The following is a 19,311-nucleotide window of genomic DNA, read 5'->3' on the forward strand; positions in this document are numbered from 1 at the left end:
CATGCCCGTCAAGAACCGCTTTGCCGAACTGCACGGTGATATCACCGCCTGGCGCCACGATTTCCACGCCCATCCCGAACTGGATTATGACACCCACCGCACCGCCGCCCGCATCGCGGAGCTGCTGCGCGGATTTGGATGCGATCAGGTGGTCGAGGGGATCGGCCGCACCGGCGTGGTCGGCGTGATCCGGGGCCGGGCCGATACCACGGGCCGGGTCGTGGGCCTGCGCGCCGATATGGATGCGCTGCCCATCCATGAGCAAACCGGGGTGGCCTATGCCTCGAAAACACCGGGGCGGATGCATGCCTGCGGCCATGACGGGCACAGCGCCATGCTGCTTGGGGCGGCAAGCTACCTGGCCGAAACCCGCAATTTCGATGGCACCGCCGTGGTCATCTTCCAGCCCGCAGAAGAGGGCGGCGGCGGCGGCCGCGCGATGGTGAAAGACGGGCTGATGGAACGGTTCGGCATCCAGGAGGTTTACGGCATGCACAACCTGCCGGGCTTTCCCACCGGCCAGTTCGCCATCCGGCCCGGCCCGATGATGGCCGCCGCCGATGAGTTCGAAATCACCGTGACCGGCAAGGGCGGCCATGCCGCGCGGCCGCATGACTGTATCGACACCGCGCTGGTGGCCAGCCACATCGTGATCGCGCTGCAATCCATCGTGTCGCGCAATGTCGATCCGCTGCAACAGGCGGTCGTGTCGGTCTGTACCATCCGCACCGACAGCACCGCGCATAACGTGATCCCGCAGGTGGTGAACCTGTGCGGAACCGTGCGCACACTGGACCCAAAGGTGCAGGATTTCGTCGAAGAGCGGCTCAAGCAGGTCGCCACCGGCACCGCCGCGACCTTCGGCGCGACCGCCGAGGTCGCCTTTTCCCGCGGCTACCCCGTCACCGTCAACGCGCGCGATCAGACGGCCTTCGCCGCCGAGGCCGCCCGCAAGGTGGCCGGCCTGGTCGAGGATGACATCGCCCCGGTCATGGGGGCCGAGGATTTCAGCTTCATGCTGAACGAACGCCCCGGCGCCTATATCTTCATGGGCATCGGTGATGGGCCGGCCTGGCACACGCCCGACTACAACTTCAACGATGACGCCATCCCGGCCGGCTGCTCCTGGTGGGCCGAAATCGTCGAAAGCCGGATGCCCGCGGCCTGACCGCGCCGCGCCGCCGCATTGACGCCGCCCCGGCGATCGGGCACCAGACCCGGGTCCGCAACCAGCCCGGCCCGCCGATGAAACCGTTCCTGATCCTGCAACTGCGCCCCGAAGCCGAAGCCTCGGACGACGAATATGCCGCGCTCCTGCGCAAGGGCGGGCTGACCGCCGCCCGGACCCGCCGCATCCTGCTGGACCGCGACCCGATCCCGAAGGACCTGCATCTCGAGGATTACTCCGGTGTCATCATCGGCGGCGGGCCCGGCTGCGTCTCCGACCCGCCGGAAAAGAAGTCGCCGGTGGAAAAGCGGATCGAAGAGGCGGTTCTGGGCCTGATGCCGGCGATCACCGCCGCCGATTTCCCGTTGATGGGCTGCTGCTACGGCATCGGCGTGCTTGGGCACCACCTGGGCGCCGCCGTCACCAAGGAGAGGTTCAGCGAACCGGTGGGCACCGCCGACTGCCGCCAGACGGCGGAGGGCGCCGCCGACCCGCTTCTGCAGGGGCTGCCCGACCGGTTCGATGCATTCGTCGGCCATAAAGAGGCGCTGCAAACCCTGCCTACGGGTTGCGCGCATCTTCTGTCCTCCCCGACCTGCCCCTATCAGATGATCCGTTTCGGCCGGAACGTCTATGCCACCCAATTCCACCCCGAGGCCGACAGCGAAGGTTTCGCGCTGCGTATACGCATCTATCGCAACAAGGGGTATTTCGCGCCCGAAGAGGCCGACAGCCTGATCGCGATGTGCCATGCCGCAGACGTGCAGATGCCCGAACGCATCCTGCGGAACTTCGTGAAGACATATCAGCGTTGATGGCTTCATCTTTCTGAAAATATCCCCGCCGGAGGCAAGAAAACCTTTGGCGTGCCCAAAAGATTCCATGCCTCCGGCGGGGATATTTTCCGGAAAGATGAAGGGAAGGACTGTCAGCCGCCGGTGTGGCTCATATGGCGTGAGACCTGGCCGTCAGCTTTCTGGCGGGAGTAGTCAAAATCGTGGCCTTCGGGTTTCATCCCGATGGCCGCGTGTATCGCCGCGATCAATGGCCCGTCCTCGTCCGGATGATCGCGCAGCGGATTGCGCAGGTCGGCCATGTCTTCCTGGCCGAGGCACATGTAGAGCGCGCCGGTGCAGGTCATCCGCACCCGGTTGCAGCTTTCGCAGAAATTATGGCTGAGCGGCGTGATGAAGCCGATCTTCTGGCCGGTCTCCTCCAGCCGGACATAGCGCGCCGGGCCGCCGGTGCGCTCTGCCAGGTCTGTCACCGTGTATTCCCCGGCCAGCCGCGCGCGCAGGTCGGTCAGGGGCCAGTACTGGCCCAGCCGGTCTTCATTGCCCAGATCGCCCATCGGCATGACCTCGATGAAGGTCAGGTCCATGCCGCGTTCCGCGCACCAGCTGGTCAGGTGGAACAGTTCATCCTCGTTGAAGCCCTTGAGCGCTACCGTGTTGATCTTGATTTTCAGCCCTGCCGCCAGCGCCGCGTCGATGCCGCGCAGTACCTGGGACAGGCGGCCCCAGCGGGTGATGCGGGCGAATTTCGCCTCGTCCAGCGTGTCGAGCGAGACATTCACCCGGCGGATGCCGACGGCGAAGAGATCATCGGCAAAACGCTCGAGTTGTGAGCCGTTGGTTGTCAGCGTCAACTCTTGCAGCGCGCCTGACTCCAGATGCCGGGTCATCGCGCGGAAGAAGGTCATGATGCCCTTGCGCACCAGCGGTTCGCCCCCCGTGATGCGCAGTTTTTCGACGCCGAGCCCAATGAAGGTGGAACACATGCGGTCGAGCTCTTCCAGCGTCAGAAGCTCTTTCTTGGGCAGGAAGGTCATGTTTTCGGACATGCAGTAGACGCAGCGGAAATCGCATCGGTCGGTGACCGAGACGCGCAGATAGGTGACGGCGCGGGCGAAAGGGTCGATCAACTGCGGGGTCATGCGGGGCAACTTACGTCTGCCGGGGGATCAGGGCAAGCGGCATTCCGCGCGGTGTGCCCTGCGCGTTTGCGGCGGGTCAGGGCAGATATTTCCCCGCTTCCTTGCGCGCGAAGGGTTTCATCCTGTCGGCATGGGCCTGCAGGAAGGCGCGCGCCCGGTCGGGGTCGTGTTTCGACAGGTCGCGCAGCCACCAGGCCACGGCCTTCTGGATGAACCATTCCGGGTCGTCCGCATAGGCGGCGGCCCAGGTCAGCACCCGGTCCCGGATTTCCAGATCCCGCGGCTTGGGGTGGTTTTGCCGGGTCCAGGGCAGGGTGATCACCAGCGCCGCGCGGCGGGTCCACATGTGATCGGAGCGGGACCACGGTTCGACCTCGTCCAGCCGCGACGGATCGGCGACAAGGCGTTTCTGGCCCGCCATGCAGGCGTGGTCGGCAATCGCCCAGCTGTCGAAATCCGGCACCCAGGATCTGATCAGATCCCAGACCGCGCCGTCGGGGCGGATGCGCGCCTGGGTCAGCAGTTTCGCCGCCGCCAGCCGGGCCTCGAAGATGTCGGTGCCCCACAGGGCGCGGGCCAGCGCCACGCGCTCGTCGACGCTCAGCGCGCGGCGCCAGGCTTTCGTCAGGTCGTTGATCGCCGGGTTGGTCACCCCCAGATAGGCGCGCGGCACCTTGTGGTAGCGGGCCGAGCCTTCGGCGCGGCCGGGCACGGCATGGGCCTTCAGCGCATCGAGCGCGTCGTCCAGCGTCATGCTTGCGGGTCCAGAATTCCGGTTGGTGCGCCGTCGATCGTGGTCTGGTTCTTTTCTTCCCAATGGGCATGGATGCCCTTCGGCCCTTTGCCCTCCGCCCATTTCGCCAGCGTGTCGCGCGGGCCCGCGTGATCGAAGAAGGGCACCGCATAGCCGCAGGAGGTTTGCACCATTCCGACCCGCATATCGTAGATCTGCCGCGCCCCGGGATGGGGCGGGAACAGCCCGATCAGCCCGGCCCAATCCGCATCACGCGGGTGCAGGGCGCGCGCCGTGCCATAGGCGCGCAGGATCAGCGGGCGGGTGGTGAAGGAACACCACATCAGCGTCATCCTGTCAGCCTGATGCAGGTGCCCGGCGGTTTCATTGCCGCTGCCTGTCAGGTTCAGCCAGATGATGCGGTCGGGGCCAAGCACCCGCAGGCTGTCCATCCCCTTGGGCGAGATATTGACCCGGCCCTCGGGCGCGGCGGAGCCGACGAAGAACATGTGCTGCGCCTCGATGAAGGCGCGGTGCGGGGGCTCGATTCCGTCGAACTGCCTTGCCACCGGCCTACTCCACCGTTACGGATTTCGCCAGGTTGCGCGGCTGATCCACGTCCGTGCCCTTGGCCACGGCGGTGTGATAGGCCAGAAGCTGCGCCGGCAGGGCATAGAGGATGGGCGCCAGCAGGTCGGGCGCTTCGGGCAGGACGATGCTTTTCCAGGCGCCGTCACCCGCCTTGGCCGCGCCTTTGGGATCGGTGATCAGCACCACCTTGCCGCCGCGGGCCATCACCTCCTGCATGTTCGACACGGTCTTGTCGAACAGCCGGTCATGCGGGGCCATGACGATCACCGGCACATGCTTGTCGACCAGCGCGATGGGGCCGTGTTTCAGCTCTCCCGACGCATAGCCTTCGGCGTGGATGTAGCTGATTTCCTTGAGTTTCAATGCGCCCTCGAGCGCCAGCGGGAACATCGCGCCGCGACCAAGGAACAGCACGTCGCGCGCCTCGGCCAGCTTGCGGGCAACCGCCTTGATGTCGGCGCCCATCCCCAGTGCGATGTTCATCAGGCCGGGCAGGTTGCGCAGCCCGGCCAGATGCGCGGCCAGCGTGTCGGCGTCCAGCCGGCCCCGGGCCGCCGCAGCCTTCAGGGCCAGCAGCGCCAGAACCGTCAGCTGGCAGGTGAAGGCCTTGGTCGAGGCCACGCCGATTTCCACCCCGGCCAGCGTTGGCAACGCAAGGTCGCTTTCCCGCGCGATGGAGCTTTCGGGCACGTTCACCACCGCCACGATCTGTTCGGCCTTGCCTGACACATAGCGCAGCGCCGCCAGCGTGTCGGCGGTTTCGCCGGACTGGCTGACGAACAGCGCGAGCGTGCCGGCCGGTACCGGCGGTTCGCGATAGCGGAACTCCGACGCCACATCGACATCGACGGGGATGCCGGCAAGCTGTTCGAACCAGTATTTCGCGGTCAGGCAGGCCAGATAGGCCGTGCCGCAGGCCACCATGGTGATCCGCTCGAACCGGGTGAAATCGAGGCCGCCGTCGGGCAGGTCCACGTCGCGCCCGTCGGCCGACAGGTAGTGGCGCAGGGCGTCGCCCAGGACCACGGGCTGTTCGGCGATCTCCTTGGCCATGAAATGCTTGTGCCCGGCCTTTTCGACCCGCGCCGCATCGAGCTGGATGGTCTTGACCGGGCGGTTGGCCAGGCGCCCTTCGGCGTCGATGATCACGGCGCCCTCGCGGGTCAGGATGGCGCGGTCGCCTTCGGCCAGATAGGTGATCCGGTCGGTCAGCGGGGCCAGCGCGATGGCGTCGGAGCCCACGAACATCTCGCCGTCGCCATGGCCGATCGCCAGCGGCGAGCCCTTGCGCGCGGCGATCATCAGATCGTCTTCGCCGTCGAACAGAAAGCACAGCGCAAAGGCGCCCTCGAGCCGCGCGAGGGTGCGTTCTGTCGCCTCGCGCGGGGACAGGCCCTGATCGAGGTAGAACCGCGTCAGAAGGGCGACGGTTTCGGTGTCGGTTTCGGATTCGAAGCTCAGGCCGGCGGCCTTCAGCTCTTCGCGCAGCTCGCGGAAGTTCTCGATGATGCCGTTATGCACCACGGCCACGGGGCCCGATTTATGCGGATGCGCGTTGCCGACCGACGGCGCGCCATGGGTGGCCCAGCGTGTATGCCCGATGCCAGACTTGCCCGGCAGCGGATCATGCACCAGAAGGTCCGACAGGTTGACCAGCTTGCCCACCGCCCGGCGCCGGTCGAGCACGCCGTCGTTCACGGTGGCGATTCCGGCGCTGTCGTAGCCGCGATATTCAAGCCGTTTCAGGGCCTCGACGATAATGGGCGCGACTTCGTGGTTGCCGAGAACCCCTACAATACCGCACATTTTTAATCCCTTTTCTGCTGTCTTGCCTTGGCAGCCTTCAACTTTTCGAACAATTTGCGCGAAAGTCCCGGTTTGACCTCCTGGCGCGCGCGGCCAATCGCCAGCGCGTCGTCGGGCACGTCGGATGTGATGACGGAACCTGACGCCGTCATCGCACCGGCGCCCACCCGCACCGGCGCCACCAGCATCGTGTCGGAGCCGATGAAGGCCCGCGCGCCGATTTCCGTATGGTGTTTGAACACGCCGTCGTAATTGCAGGTCACCGTGCCCGCGCCGATGTTGGCACCGGCCCCGACCGAGGCATCGCCGATATAGCTCAGGTGGTTCACCTTCGCGCCCTCGGCGATCACCGCATTCTTGATCTCCACGAAATTGCCGATGCGCACATCCTCGGCCAGTTCGGCGCCGGGGCGCAGCCGGGCATAGGGGCCGACCACCGCGCCGCGCGACACGTGGCAGCCTTCCAGATGCGAAAAGGCGCGGATCAGGGCGCCGGATTCCACCGTCACGCCGGGGCCGAACACCACATTGGGCTCGATCACCGCATCGCGGCCGATCACCGTGTCATGGGCGAAGAACACGGTTTCCGGCGCGGCCAGCGTCACCCCGTCGTCCAGCGCCCCGGCCCGGGCACGGGCCTGAAACGCGGCGCCGGCGGCGGCCAGATCGGCGCGGGTGTTCACGCCCAGCGTCTCGGATTCGTCGCAGGCCACCGCCCCGGCCGACAGCCCGCGCGCGCGGGCCAGCGCCACGATATCGGTCAGGTAATATTCGCCGGCCGCGTTATCGTCGCTCAGCGCGTCGATCAGGCTGAACATCACCTCCGCCCGCGCCGCCATCACGCCGCTGTTGCAAAAGGTGATGGCGCGTTCCGCCGCGGTGGCGTCCTTGAATTCCACGATCCGCTCCAGGCTGTCGCCGGCCATCACCAGGCGGCCGTAGCGGCCCGGATCGGCGGCCTCGAACCCCAGCACGACCACGTCATGCACATCGCGCGCGGCGGCCATCGCGGCGAGCGTTTCGGGGCGGATGAACGGCGTGTCGCCGAACAGGACGATGACATCGCCGTCAAACCCTTCCAGCGCCGCGCGCGCCTGCGCCACGGCGTGGCCGGTGCCAAGCTGTTCGTCCTGGCGCACGACGATCACGTCGGGATCATGGTCGCGGGCGGCGGCCTCGACCGCTTCGGCGCCGTGCCCGGCGACGATCACGGTGCGGTCGGGCTCCAGCGCCGCGCCTGATTTCATCGCATGCACCAGAAGCGGCGCATGGGCGATAGGGTGCAGGACCTTGGGAAGGTCCGACTTCATCCGTGTCCCCTGGCCTGCGGCCAGGATGATCAGCGCTGTCGCCATGAATTCCGCTCTTTCCTTCCGTTCACGCTCCTTTTATCGGGGATGGGCCCGATCGCAAGAGCGGGCATTATCAAAAGGCGTTTCGCAAGGTTTCAGACCTCGGCGATAAGGTGCCGAAAGGGGGCGACATGCGCACGGTCATCTTCGATCTGGACGGCACGCTTGCCGATACCAGCGGCGATCTGATCGCGGCGGCCAATGCGTGTTTCGGCGGGCTCGGCCTTGGCGCGCCACTGGATCCGTCGGCCGATCAGGCCACCGCGTTCCGGGGCGGGCGGGCGATGCTGCGGCTGGGGTTCGAGCGGGCGCGGCCCGGCTGGGCCGAGGCGGATATCGACGCGCAATTCCCCCTGTTGCTGGATGCCTACGCGCGGCAGATTGACGTTTTCACCGCGCTCTATCCCGGCGCGCTGGAGGCTGTCGAGCGGCTGTGCGATGCCGGTTTTGCGGTGGGAATCTGCACCAACAAGCCCGAGGGGCTGGCCGAAACGCTTCTGGCGCGGCTGGGGATCCGCGACAGGTTTGCCTCGCTGATCGGGGCCGATACGCTGCCGGTGCGCAAGCCGGACCCGGCGCCGCTGCGCGCGGCTGTGGAACGGGCGGGCGGCAGTTTGACGCGGGCGATGCTGGTCGGCGATACGGTGACCGACCGCGAAACCGCGCGCGCGGCCGGGGTGCCTTGCGCCCTTGTCACCTTCGGGCCCGAGGGCGGTGCGGTGGCGGCACTGAAGCCCGAGGCGCTGCTGGACGATTTCGATTCGCTGTTCGACGTTGCGGCGCGGCTGCTTCCGGGATGACCTCGGGAACGCCCCTGAGGAGAGTGGCGGGAATTGTTTTCGCCGCTTGGGGCAGCGGCCCCGGCTGGGCGGTTTTGTCGCTGATCAATAAACGGCGCGGCGGCCCCACGGGCGATTGACCTGGCCCTGTCCGCCCCGCAATGTGACCTGATGAAAGAGGTTTTCACAGGCAGCTTCACCCAGCAGGAGCCGATCCCGGAAGAGGGCATCGCGGCGGCGGTAAAGGCAATGCGCCATGGCCGGCTGCACCGTTACAACCTTGTCGAGGGTGAGGTGGGCGAGGTTGCCGAGCTGGAGCAGGAATTCGCTGCCTTCACCGGCGCGAAATACTGCCTGGCCGTGGCCTCGGGCGGTTATGCGCTGGGATGCGCGATGCGGGCGGTGGGCGTGGCGCCGGGCGACAAGGTGCTGACCAACGCCTTTACCCTGGCCCCGGTGCCCGGCGCGATTGTCGGACTTGGCGCCGTTCCGGTGTTCGTTGAGGTGACGCAGGATCTGACCATTGATCTGGACGATCTGGAACGGCAGATCGCGGCCACCGGCGCGCGTACCCTGCTGCTCAGCCACATGCGCGGCCATATCTGCGACATGGACCGGCTGATGGTGCTGTGCGACCGGGCCGGTGTGACCGTGATCGAGGATTGCGCGCATACGATGGGGGCGGCGTGGAACGGCGTGCCCTCGGGGCGGCACGGGCGGGTCGGCTGTTATTCGACCCAGACCTACAAGCACATGAATTCCGGCGAGGGCGGGCTGCTGATTTCCGACGATCCCGAGGTGATGGCGCGGGCCATTTTTCTGTCGGGGTCCTACATGCTCTATGATCGCCACCGCGCCGCGCCGCCTGCCGAGGTGTTCGAGCGCGTGAAATTCGACACCCCGAATATCTCGGGTCGCATGGACAATCTGCGCGCCGCGATCCTGCGCCCGCAGCTGCGCGCGCTGCGCGGGCAATGCGAGAAATGGAACCGGCTTTACCGGGCGGTCGAGGCGGGGCTGGAGAACACGCCCGGCCTGACCCTGTTCCGTCGCCCGGCGGCGGAGCGCTTCGTAGGGTCTTCGTTCCAGTTCCTGCTCAAGGGATGGGTCACGGCGAAGCTGCAGGAGGTGCTGCGCCGCTGCGCCGCGCGCGGGGTCGAGCTGAAATGGTTCGGCGCGCAGGAGCCCGTGGCCTTCACCTCGCGCTATGATCACTGGCGCTATGCCGCCACGCCGGCCCTGCCGCAGACCGACGCGGTGCTGGCCGGGCTGATCGACATGCGCCTGCCGCTGACCTTTTCCACCGCCGATTGCGAGTTGATCGCGCGGATCATCCGGGCCGAGGTTTCGGCCCTGTGGCAGGCCGAGGAGGGCAGCGGCGCCGCGACCGGATAAACCGGCGCCGTTCAGTCGCCGGGGCGGTAGAGCGGCACCGTCGAGATCGACATCTTGGCCGAGCCCTCGGTCAGTTCGCGGGCATGGGCCAGATAGATCAGCGTCTGGTTTTCGGCATCGAATATCCGTTTGACGCGCAGCGACTTCAGGATGATCGAGCGGCGCTCCTGAAACACGTCTTCGCCGCGGGCGCTGCGGTCGATGTCGCCGATGGTGATCGGCCCGGTCTGGCGGCAGGCGATAGACGCGTTCGACGGATCCTCGAACCAGTTGCCCTGGGCCAGACGGTCCAGCACCGACCGGTCGAAATAGGCGATGTGGCAGGTCACGCCCGCGACCTTGGGATCGGCGATCGCCTCGATCACGATGTCATTGCCGACCCAGTCGACCCCGACCTTGCCAACCTCTTCGGCCCCGGCGGGCAGCGCAAGCGCAAGGCCCGCGGCGCATGTTGCAAGCATTTGTCTGATCATGATCCGCTGTGCCTCTGTTGCGACGGTGTCACCACTGTAATGCGCAGGCCCGCCATTTGGTTCAACCCGATTTATACGCCGGGGCGGGTGCCACATCCCGCGTGGCCACATGCGGGAGGATCGGTTACGCTTTGCTTCCGCACGTCCAGCCCTTTGCGCCCGGAGATCCGATGCCCCGCTTTCCCGCTTCGCATGCGTCACCCTGTTCGCAATCCGCGTGGTCGTGGGGCGGCGGGAGAGGTCGGGGGCATTGCCGGTCCGTCCTTGCGGTGGCGGCGTCTGCCTGGCCCGTCCTGTGCGCGGCGCAGCAGGATGACGCCACGACGCAGGCGCTGATCGACCGTTACGGCGGGCCGGTTCTTTCCTGCTACGAGGCCGCGCAGACGGCGCCGGCCAAAGAGGCATGTGCCGGTCGGCTGGCCTCTGCCTGCTCCGCGCAGGAGGAGGGTGGGCAGACCACCTTCGGGATCATGACCTGCCAACTGGCGGAGGCCGCGTTCTGGGACGCGCGCATGGCGCATGAATATGCCGGGACGCTGGCGTGGCTGGGCACCGTAGATCAGGCCGAGGCAGAGTACTTCCCGGAGTTCGCGCACAGTGCGGACGCGCTTCCTGCGATGCAGGAGGCGTGGCGGGCCTATCGCGACGCGAACTGCGCGTTGCAGTATGCGCTCTGGGGGTCGGGCTCCATGCGCATGATCGCGGGCGCCGACTGCCACAGGGCGATGACCGCCGCGCAGGCCATCGCGCTCTGGTCCCTGCGGGAAGAGATGTAGCGGCCCGCCCGCATCCCGCAAACGCGGGCGCTTTTCGGCGCAATGCGACTCGGCCGGGCGGCTTTGCGGCGCCAGGGAGTGTACCGCGCGGTTCACATTTTTCAAAATGTCCCGAAACCAAGGGGCTTTGCGCCGCCGCGCTTGGTTGACCCGGTATCATGCGAGGGGTAAACCTCGATCAGATAACAGTCGCGCGTCCCGTGGGGCGCGAGAAGGAGATGCGCCGTGGACGAGCTGCTGAGAGAGTATCTGCCCATCATCATTTTCCTCGGATTGGCAACCGCCCTTGGCGCGATCCTGATCCTTTCGGCGGTGGTTCTGGCCGTGCGCAACCCGGACCCGGAAAAAGTGTCGGCCTATGAATGCGGCTTCAACGCCTTCGACGACGCGCGCATGAAGTTCGACGTGCGGTTCTATCTCGTCTCGATCCTGTTCATCATCTTCGATCTTGAAATCGCGTTCCTTTTCCCCTGGGCCGTCGCTTTCGGCGATCTTGGGGATGTGGGCTTCTGGTCGATGATGGTGTTTCTGGCCGTGCTGACCATCGGCTTTGCCTATGAGTGGAAAAAAGGAGCCCTGGAATGGGAGTGAGCACCGCCGCCAACACCGCCGGGCCTGACCGCGAACATGCCACGCAGGCGCTGAACAAGGAGTTGCAGGACAAGGGTTTCCTGCTGACCTCGACAGAGGATGTCATCAACTGGGCGCGCACCGGCAGCCTGCACTGGATGACCTTCGGTCTGGCCTGCTGCGCCGTCGAGATGATGCACAGCTCGATGCCGCGCTATGACCTGGAACGCTACGGCACCGCGCCGCGCGCCAGCCCGCGCCAGTCGGATCTGATGATCGTGGCCGGCACGCTGACCAACAAGATGGCGCCGGCGCTGCGCAAGGTTTATGACCAGATGCCCGAGCCGCGTTATGTGATCTCGATGGGGTCTTGCGCCAATGGCGGCGGCTACTACCATTATTCCTATTCCGTCGTGCGCGGCTGCGACCGGATCGTGCCGGTGGATATCTATGTGCCCGGCTGCCCGCCCACGGCAGAGGCGCTGCTCTACGGCATCCTGCAGCTGTCACGCAAAATCCGCCGCACCGGCACGATCGCGAGGTAAGTCATGAGCGAGGCCCTCAACGAGCTTGGCACGCATATCAGCCTGAAGCGCCCCGATTGCGTGATCTCCTATTCGATCGCGCTGGACGAGCTGACGCTGGAGGTCGTTCCGTCGTCTCTGGTCGGTCTGGCGGAGTTTCTGAAAAGCGACGCCACCTGCCGGTTCTCGACGCTGGTGGACATCACCGCCATCGACCACCCGGAGCGTGAGGCGCGGTTCGATGTCGTCTATCACTTCCTGTCGATGTACCAGAACCACCGCATCCGCCTGAAATGCGCCGTGCGCGAAGACGAGATGGTTCCCTCGATCACCGAGATACACCCTTCGGCCGGCTGGTTCGAGCGCGAGGTGTTCGACATGTTCGGCATCCTGTTTTCGGGCCATCCCGACCTGCGCCGCCTGCTGACCGACTACGGCTTTCGCGGCCATCCGCTGCGCAAGGATTTCCCGACCACCGGCTATACCGAAGTGCGCTATGACGAGGCGCAGAAACGCGTGGTCTACGAACCCGTCAGCCTGGTGCAGGAATACCGGCAGTTCGATTTCATGAGTCCCTGGGAAGGGGCCGAATACATCCTTCCCGGCGACGAGAAAACCGATGGGGCAAAGGGGTAGGGCGGCGATGGCGGACGCAACGCTTCTGTTCGGGATAGGCGCTGCCAAGGCGGGCACGAGCTGGCTTTACCGCTATCTCTGCGCGCATCCCGATTGCCACCTGCGCACGATCAAGGAACTGCATTTCTTCGATGCGATCGACGACGGCCGCGCGGCAGAGCAGCTGCGCATGCTTGCCGAGCGCCGGCGCAAGCTGGCGCGGCGGCAGGCCGATGCCGCCGATGATGCGAACCGCGCGCGGCGCATCGCCGAGATAGAGGAATATGAGGGCGTGCTGGCATCCGCCGATCAGGGGCAATACCTGTCGTTTCTGAACCGTGGCCGGGGCGGGGAACGCCTTATTGCTGACATAACGCCGGCCTATGCTCTGCTGTCGGAGGGGCGTCTTGCAAGGATGGCCGGAATGTCGGCTGACGTGCGGTTCATATACCTCCTGCGGGACCCTGTCGCGCGGCTGTGGAGCCATGTGCGCATGATTGCGGGCCGCCGCGCGGCGAAGGGGCAGGAGCTTGCGCAGCGCGCCGGGGCGATCCTCGAGCGTGCCCTTTCGGGTGGCGAGGACCATATTCTTCAACGCGGCGATTATCGCGGTGCCCTGCGCCGGATGACTTCGGCGCTGGACCCGTCGCGCCTGTTTCTGGCCTTCTATGAAGAGTTGTTCACCGGCGCGACCATCGCCCGGCTGTGCGCATTTCTGGGCATCGCACCGGTTCCGGCCGATTTCGGGGCCAGGGCGCATGAGGGCGTGCCACTGAAGATGACCGACGCACAGCGCAACCGCGCCGCGGGTTTCCTGCGGCCGCAATATGAATTTGTCGAGGCCAGCCTCGGCCGGCTTCCCGGCGCCTGGGAAACGAACAGGGTGGGGGTGTAACACCATGGACGGAAATTTCGACGACGTACTGAGCGGCGAGCAGAAGATCCGCAATTTCAACATCAACTTCGGCCCGCAGCACCCGGCGGCGCATGGCGTGCTGCGCATGGTGCTGGAGCTGGACGGCGAGATCGTGGAACGCGCCGATCCGCATATCGGCCTGCTGCATCGCGGCACCGAAAAGCTGATGGAAAGCCGCACCTATCTGCAGAACCTGCCCTATCTGGACCGGCTGGATTACGTCGCGCCGATGAACCAGGAACATGCCTGGTGCATGGCGATCGAACGGCTGACCGGCACGCTGGTGCCGCGCCGCGCCAGCCTGATCCGGGTGCTGTTTTCCGAGATCGGGCGCGTGCTGAACCACCTGCTGAACGTCACCACCCAGGCGATGGACGTGGGCGCGCTGACCCCGCCGCTCTGGGGGTTCGAAGAGCGCGAGAAGCTGATGATCTTCTATGAGCGCGCCTGCGGTGCGCGGCTGCACGCCGCCTATTTCCGCCCCGGGGGGGTGCATCAGGATCTGCCGCCCAAGCTGATCGAGGATATCGACGAATGGGCCGAGGCCTTTCCGGCGGTACTGGATGACATCGACAGTCTGCTGACCGAGAACCGCATCTTCAAGCAGCGCAATGCCGATATCGGTATCGTCACCGAGGAAGACATTCAGAACTGGGGCTTTTCCGGCGTGATGGCGCGCGGATCGGGCCTGGCCTGGGATCTGCGCCGGGCGCAGCCCTATGAATGCTATGACGAGTTCGATTTCAAGATTCCCGTCGGCAAGAACGGCGATTGCTATGACCGCTATCTTGTCCGCATGGCCGAGATGCGCGAAGCGACGAAGATCATCCGGCAGGCCTGCGAAAAGCTGCGCAACGAGCCGGGCGACGTGCTGGCGCGTGGCAAGGTGACGCCGCCGCCGCGGGGCGAGATGAAGACCTCGATGGAAGCGCTGATCCACCATTTCAAGCTTTACACCGAAGGTTTCCACGTGCCCGCAGGCGAGGTTTACGCCGCGGTCGAGGCGCCGAAGGGCGAATTCGGCGTCTATCTGGTGGCCGATGGCAGCAACAAGCCCTACCGCGCCAAGCTGCGCGCGCCGGGTTTTCTGCATCTGCAGGCGATGGACTATGTCGCGAAAGGGCACCAGCTCGCCGATGTCGCGGCGATCATCGGAACCATGGATATCGTGTTCGGCGAGGTTGACCGGTGATGTGGCCGCTGCTTCGCCAAAGCTTTCTGGGTGGGGACCCAACCGGCCGTGGCGCATTTCGCCAGGGTCATACCCAAGTGCCGGGTTTGCCCGGAAAAACGGAGTTCTATCCATGAATACCACCCTGAAGATCGCGGCATTCTGCGCCGCATTGTGCCCGGTACCGGTTTTCGCCGATGGCGATACGGAACTGACGGAAGACCAGTTGAACGCCTTCCGCGCGGCCATCGTCGCCGTCGGCTGCACGATCAATGACGAAACCACCGCCAGCGCGGTTGAGGATGCCACCGGCTTCGATCCCGAAACCCTGCAGGCCGTGGTTGAACAGCTTCGCGTCTATGACGAAATCGTTGATGCCTCTGACGAGGGTGGCATCACCTATATATCGGGAGAGTGTGCCAGCTAATGCTCCGCCGCCTCAATCACGCCCAGCCTGAGTCCTTCGCCTTCACGCCAGACAACCTGGCCTGGGCGAGGGCGCAGGTCACGAAATACCCCGAAGGCCGTCAGGCCAGCGCAATCATCCCGCTGTTGTGGCGCGCGCAGGAGCAGGAAGGCTGGCTTTCCCGCCCGGCGATCGAATATGTGGCCGACATGCTGGGCATGGCGCATATCCGCGCGCTGGAGGTGGCGACCTTCTATTTCATGTTCCAGCTGCAGCCGGTGGGCGCGGTTGCGAATATCCAGATCTGCGGCACCACCTCCTGCATGATCTGCGGCGCCGAAGATCTGATCGGCGTTTGCCGCGAGAAGATCGCCGACAAGCCGCACCAGCTTTCGGCCGATGGCAAGTTCAGCTGGGAAGAGGTGGAATGCCTGGGCTCTTGCGCGAATGCGCCCATGGCCCAGATCGGCAAGGATTATTACGAAGACCTGACCGCCGAGAAACTGGCCGCGATCATCGACAGCCTGGCGAAGGGCGAGGTTCCGCTGCCCGGCCCGCAGAACGGCCGCTATGCCTCCGAGCCTCTGGCCGGGCTGACCAGCCTGAAGGAATTCGACAGCGGCCACACGCAATATAACGCCTCGGTTCAGCGGGCGGTGGATCTTGGCGATACCGTCAAGCGGATCGACGGGACGGAAGTGCCGCTGCTGACGCCTTGGGGGCAAGCAGAGCGGCGTCACCGAAGAAACCGATACCGATGCGCCTGTGCTGTCGGGCGATGCGCCGATCGACGAAACCGGGATCGACCGACGGGAAGCCCCGGTCGAGAGCAAGGCCGAGCCGCAGGCGGTCGCGCCCGCGGTGGCGCCAGCCGCGGCTGCAGCGGGTGCGGGCACCAGGCCGCCGCGCTGGAGGCGCCCAGAGAGGGCGGGGCGGATGATCTGAAGTTGATCAAGGGCGTTGGCCCGAAGCTGGAGCAGCTTTTGCACGAGCTTGGTTTTTATCACTTCGAGCAGGTCGCCGCCTGGACGGCGGATGAGGTTGCTTGGGTGGATCAGAACCTCCAGGGGTTCAAGGGCCGCGTCAGCCGTGATGACTGGGTGGAACAGGCCAAGGTTCTGGCATCCGGCGGCAACGCGGAATTCCCGGATCGCGTCAAGAAGGGTGACAACGAATAGGAACGCCCGGAACTGAATTCACGGGGAGAGGAACTATGGCGGAAACATCGAAGGACATGGGCTGTGCGCTGAAGCTGTGGATCGCTGCGGCGGTTGTCGGCTTCGTGGTCATGGTCTTTCTCCTGCTTGGCGACCTGTCGTGGCTGGCCGCGATGTTCGTCGGGCTTGTGGCCGCGATCCTTGTGGGAATGTTCCTGACCTGGCTGATCTGCCGCCCCGCCGAACGGGTGCGCACCGCCCCGGCGACCGAGCCGGTGGATCCGGTCGCGCTTGTGTCGGGCACGGCAGTGCCGGAACCGGCGCCGCAGCCGAAGGCGCGCGCAGTGGAACCGGCCCCCATAGCGACCGCGGAGCCGGCGCCCGTGCCGGTTGCCGCCATGGAACCTGCGGCTGAAACGCCCGGCGCCGCCGGAGAGGGCATCCGGCCCGCGGCTCTGACGGCGCCGCGCGGCGGCGGCGCGGATGACCTGAAGATGATCAAGGGCGTCGGCCCGAAGCTGGAGCAGCTTCTGCACGAGCTTGGCTTTTATCACTTCGATCAGGTCGCCGGGTGGAGCAAGGACGAGGTCGCATGGGTCGACCAGAACCTGAAAGGGTTCAAGGGCCGCGTCACCCGCGACGATTGGGTGGCGCAGGCAAAGCGTCTGGCCGAAGGCGGCGAGACGGCGTTTTCAAAGTAGGTCGGCAAGGGCGGCGTATACTGAGGTGAGCATGCCACGGGGGCAGGACACGGACAAAGACACAGCACGCCAGGGCCGCATCGCGGCGCTGGTGATTGCGGGTGCCATGCTTCTGTGGATGGGCGCCCAATGGCTTGGCGCCGCGCTGGGGCTTCCGGCCCGCTATGCGTTTCTGTTCGACTTTGCCGCGCTGGCGGCGCTGTTCTGGGCGCTGGTGGTGACATATCAGATCTGGCGCAAGCGCCGGGATAATTGAGGGTAAGCAATGCTGAAGGACGAAGACCGTATCTTCACCAATCTCTATGGCATGGACGAGCGCACGCTTGCCGGCGCCCGCCGTCGCGGTCACTGGGATGGCACATCGGGCATCATCGAGAAGGGCCGCGACTGGATCATCGACGAGATGAAGGCATCGGGCCTGCGCGGCCGGGGCGGGGCGGGGTTTCCCACCGGTCTGAAATGGTCTTTCATGCCGAAGGAAAGCGACGGCCGCCAGCATTACCTGGTGATCAACGCCGACGAATCCGAACCCGCGACCTGCAAGGACCGCGAGATCATGCGCCACGATCCGCACACGCTGATCGAGGGCGCGCTGATCGCCAGCTTCGCGATGGGCGCCCATGCCAGCTATATCTACATCCGCGGCGAATATATCCGCGAGCGCGAGGCGCTGCAGGCCGCGATCGACGAGGCCTATGATGCCGGGCTCCTGGGCAGGAATGCCGCCGGTTCCGGCTGGGATTTCGACCTGTATCTGGCGCATGGCGCCGGCGCCTATATCTGCGGCGAGGAAACCGCGCTTCTGGAAAGCCTCGAGGGCCGCAAGGGCATGCCGCGCATGAAGCCGCCCTTCCCGGCGGGGGCGGGCCTGTATGGCTGCCCGACCACGGTGAACAACGTCGAATCCATCGCCGTCGTGCCGACAATCCTGCGCCGGGGCGGCGCGTGGTTTTCCAGCTTCGGGCGGCCCAACAACGTGGGCACCAAGCTCTTTGCGATGACGGGCCATGTGAACACGCCCTGCGTGGTCGAGGAAGCCATGTCGATGTCGATGCGCGAGATGATCGAAAAGCACGGCGGCGGCATCCGCGGCGGCTGGGATAACCTCAAGGCGATCATCCCCGGCGGCGCGTCCTGCCCGATTCTGCCCAAGGACATGTGCGAAGACGCGATCATGGATTTCGACTGGATGCGCGAGAACAAGTCCTCGCTCGGCACCGGCTGCATGATCGTGATGGATCAGAGCACCGATGTGATTAAGGCGGTCTGGCGCCTGTCGAAATTCTTCAAGCATGAATCCTGCGGGCAATGCACGCCCTGCCGCGAAGGCACCGGCTGGATGATGCGGGTGATGGAACGGCTGGTCACGGGCGAGGCCGAGGTCGAGGAGATCGACATGCTGCTGGACGTGACAAAGCAGGTCGAGGGCCACACGATCTGCGCGCTCGGCGATGCGGCGGCCTGGCCCATTCAGGGCCTGATCCGGCATTTCCGTGACGAGATCGAAGACCGGATTAAGTACAAGCGCACCGGGCGCGTCAGCGCCGTGGCAGCGGAGTAGAACTCATGAGATCACACTATTACGAAGTAACAGGTTTCCCGGCGCTGGTGATGATGACCATCCCGGCGCTGATCCTGATCATCCCGTTCTTCCAGTTGTGGAAGCGCACCGGCCACAGCGGCTGGATCTCGCTTCTGATGCTGATCCCGGTCGTCAACCTGATCATTGTGTACGTGCTGGCGTTCAAGGCATGGCCGGTGGATACGGCGAAAGGACCAGACGTCTGATGATGAAACAGAGCCAGCATGGACAAGGCGCGGGGCGGCGGCTGGCGGGCGGTGGTCTGGCGGCGGCGCTGGCGCTGTGCCTGACGGCGGCGACAGGCGCGGCCGGGGCCAACAGCCTGCGCGACCACAAGGAAATCAACAACGGCCTGACGGTCATCGCCGTCGGCGATCTGATCCGCACCAACTGCAGCACGATCTCGGCCCGGATGGTCAGCGCGTATTTCTTTGCCCGCGGCCTGGAGGCCAAGGCCAAGGCGGCCGGTTTTTCGGATGACGAGATCGAAGCCTTTGTCGAGGACAAGGCCGAAAAGGCGCGCGTCATGAGTGCCGCGCGCCGCTATCTGGTGGCCAGGGGGTGGACCTTGATGTGCCCGACTCCTATTGCCAGGCAGGGTATTACGAAATCGAACGGAACAGCCAGATCGGCGTTCTTTTGAAAGCGAAGTGAGAGATC

The 19,311-nt window shown here is 65.6% G+C and carries 22 protein-coding genes and 1 pseudogene; 17 read left to right on the top strand and 6 right to left on the bottom strand.

What is annotated here, in order from left to right; translation table 11 throughout:
• Position 1 precedes the first annotated feature (1 nt).
• Both TQ29_RS06245 and TQ29_RS06250 read left to right on the top strand, forming a co-directional pair.
• Positions 2–1,168, top strand: coding sequence for a M20 aminoacylase family protein (locus TQ29_RS06245; protein ID WP_054538458.1), 1,167 nt, complete (start codon positions 2–4; stop codon positions 1,166–1,168).
• Positions 1,169–1,245: 77 nt separating this feature from the next.
• Entirely contained in the window at positions 1,246–1,983 is a 738-nt protein-coding gene (locus tag TQ29_RS06250) for a glutamine amidotransferase (protein WP_054540349.1), read from the top strand.
• 113 nt (positions 1,984–2,096) lie between these two features.
• Here the strand turns inward: TQ29_RS06250 and moaA are convergent, their stop codons facing one another.
• The 5 genes from moaA to glmU form a co-directional block, all read right to left on the bottom strand.
• Entirely contained in the window at positions 2,097–3,104 is a 1,008-nt protein-coding gene (gene moaA / locus TQ29_RS06255) for a GTP 3',8-cyclase MoaA (protein ID WP_054538459.1), read from the bottom strand.
• A 76-nt stretch (positions 3,105–3,180) separates the two neighbouring features.
• A complete protein-coding gene (locus tag TQ29_RS06260) occupies positions 3,181–3,858 on the bottom strand; it encodes a DNA alkylation repair protein (RefSeq protein ID WP_054538460.1) in 678 nt (225 codons plus the stop codon).
• Positions 3,855–4,406, bottom strand: a complete 552-nt coding sequence (locus TQ29_RS06265; RefSeq protein WP_054538461.1) for a pyridoxamine 5'-phosphate oxidase family protein — start codon at positions 4,404–4,406, stop codon at positions 3,855–3,857. Before TQ29_RS06265 ends, TQ29_RS06260 begins: the two co-directional genes overlap by 4 nt.
• Positions 4,407–4,410: 4 nt before the next feature.
• On the bottom strand, positions 4,411–6,234 hold the full coding sequence (gene glmS / locus TQ29_RS06270; protein WP_054538462.1) for a glutamine--fructose-6-phosphate transaminase (isomerizing): 1,824 nt from the start codon (positions 6,232–6,234) through the stop codon (positions 4,411–4,413).
• Positions 6,235–6,236: 2 nt separating this feature from the next.
• Entirely contained in the window at positions 6,237–7,589 is a 1,353-nt protein-coding gene (gene glmU / locus TQ29_RS06275; RefSeq protein ID WP_054538463.1) for a bifunctional UDP-N-acetylglucosamine diphosphorylase/glucosamine-1-phosphate N-acetyltransferase GlmU, read from the bottom strand.
• 128 nt (positions 7,590–7,717) lie between these two features.
• Between glmU and TQ29_RS06280 the strand changes: the two genes are divergently transcribed.
• Complete coding sequence (locus tag TQ29_RS06280; RefSeq protein ID WP_054538464.1) at positions 7,718–8,386, top strand: HAD-IA family hydrolase; 669 nt, start codon at positions 7,718–7,720, stop codon at positions 8,384–8,386.
• A 150-nt stretch (positions 8,387–8,536) separates the two neighbouring features.
• Positions 8,537–9,760 (top strand): DegT/DnrJ/EryC1/StrS aminotransferase family protein, encoded by a 1,224-nt coding sequence (locus tag TQ29_RS06285; RefSeq protein ID WP_054538465.1) that lies wholly within the window; start codon positions 8,537–8,539, stop codon positions 9,758–9,760.
• Positions 9,761–9,771: 11 nt separating this feature from the next.
• On the opposite strand, the gene TQ29_RS06290 is transcribed toward TQ29_RS06285, so the two are convergent.
• Complete coding sequence (locus TQ29_RS06290) at positions 9,772–10,221, bottom strand: CreA family protein (protein WP_054538466.1); 450 nt, start codon at positions 10,219–10,221, stop codon at positions 9,772–9,774.
• Between the two features lie 182 nt (positions 10,222–10,403).
• Here TQ29_RS06290 and TQ29_RS06295 point away from each other — a divergent pair, with 182 nt between their 5' ends.
• The 13 genes and pseudogenes from TQ29_RS06295 (at position 10,404) to TQ29_RS06355 (ending at position 19,305) form a co-directional block, all read left to right on the top strand.
• Positions 10,404–11,009: a lysozyme inhibitor LprI family protein gene (locus TQ29_RS06295; RefSeq protein WP_082386553.1), complete on the top strand. Its 606-nt coding sequence runs from the start codon at positions 10,404–10,406 to the stop codon at positions 11,007–11,009.
• Between the two features lie 225 nt (positions 11,010–11,234).
• Positions 11,235–11,600: an NADH-quinone oxidoreductase subunit A gene (locus TQ29_RS06300; protein WP_054538468.1), complete on the top strand. Its 366-nt coding sequence runs from the start codon at positions 11,235–11,237 to the stop codon at positions 11,598–11,600.
• Positions 11,591–12,124 (top strand): NADH-quinone oxidoreductase subunit B family protein, encoded by a 534-nt coding sequence (locus TQ29_RS06305; RefSeq protein WP_037208260.1) that lies wholly within the window; start codon positions 11,591–11,593, stop codon positions 12,122–12,124. The genes TQ29_RS06300 and TQ29_RS06305 overlap by 10 nt, the downstream gene beginning before the upstream one ends.
• 3 nt (positions 12,125–12,127) lie before the next feature.
• Positions 12,128–12,739, top strand: a complete 612-nt coding sequence (locus tag TQ29_RS06310) for an NADH-quinone oxidoreductase subunit C (RefSeq protein WP_037208258.1) — start codon at positions 12,128–12,130, stop codon at positions 12,737–12,739.
• Positions 12,740–12,746: 7 nt separating this feature from the next.
• Positions 12,747–13,613, top strand: coding sequence for a sulfotransferase (locus tag TQ29_RS06315; RefSeq protein ID WP_054538469.1), 867 nt, complete (start codon positions 12,747–12,749; stop codon positions 13,611–13,613).
• A 4-nt stretch (positions 13,614–13,617) separates the two neighbouring features.
• A complete protein-coding gene (locus TQ29_RS06320) occupies positions 13,618–14,826 on the top strand; it encodes an NADH-quinone oxidoreductase subunit D (RefSeq protein WP_054538470.1) in 1,209 nt (402 codons plus the stop codon).
• 112 nt (positions 14,827–14,938) lie between these two features.
• Positions 14,939–15,232, top strand: a complete 294-nt coding sequence (locus TQ29_RS06325) for a hypothetical protein (RefSeq protein ID WP_037208252.1) — start codon at positions 14,939–14,941, stop codon at positions 15,230–15,232.
• On the top strand, positions 15,232–16,389 hold the full coding sequence (locus TQ29_RS06330; RefSeq protein WP_054538471.1) for an NADH-quinone oxidoreductase subunit E: 1,158 nt from the start codon (positions 15,232–15,234) through the stop codon (positions 16,387–16,389). The genes TQ29_RS06325 and TQ29_RS06330 overlap by 1 nt, the downstream gene beginning before the upstream one ends.
• Before the next feature lie 35 nt (positions 16,390–16,424).
• Positions 16,425–17,069: a hypothetical protein gene (locus TQ29_RS06335; protein WP_054538472.1), complete on the top strand. Its 645-nt coding sequence runs from the start codon at positions 16,425–16,427 to the stop codon at positions 17,067–17,069.
• A gap of 31 nt (positions 17,070–17,100) precedes the next feature.
• On the top strand, positions 17,101–17,325 hold the full coding sequence (locus TQ29_RS06340) for a DUF5337 domain-containing protein (protein WP_037208775.1): 225 nt from the start codon (positions 17,101–17,103) through the stop codon (positions 17,323–17,325).
• 9 nt (positions 17,326–17,334) lie between these two features.
• Complete coding sequence (gene nuoF / locus TQ29_RS06345) at positions 17,335–18,630, top strand: NADH-quinone oxidoreductase subunit NuoF (protein ID WP_054538473.1); 1,296 nt, start codon at positions 17,335–17,337, stop codon at positions 18,628–18,630.
• 5 nt (positions 18,631–18,635) lie between these two features.
• Positions 18,636–18,857 carry a hypothetical protein gene (locus TQ29_RS06350; protein WP_054538474.1) on the top strand — a complete coding sequence of 74 codons (222 nt, stop codon included), beginning with the start codon at positions 18,636–18,638 and terminating at the stop codon, positions 18,855–18,857.
• Between the two features lie 2 nt (positions 18,858–18,859).
• Positions 18,860–19,305: pseudogene (locus TQ29_RS06355) on the top strand (DUF5333 domain-containing protein).
• Positions 19,306–19,311: the final 6 nt, after the last annotated feature.

The organism is Actibacterium sp. EMB200-NS6, assembly GCF_001305615.1.
Taxonomy (GTDB): Bacteria; Pseudomonadota; Alphaproteobacteria; order Rhodobacterales; family Rhodobacteraceae; genus Actibacterium_A; species Actibacterium_A naphthalenivorans.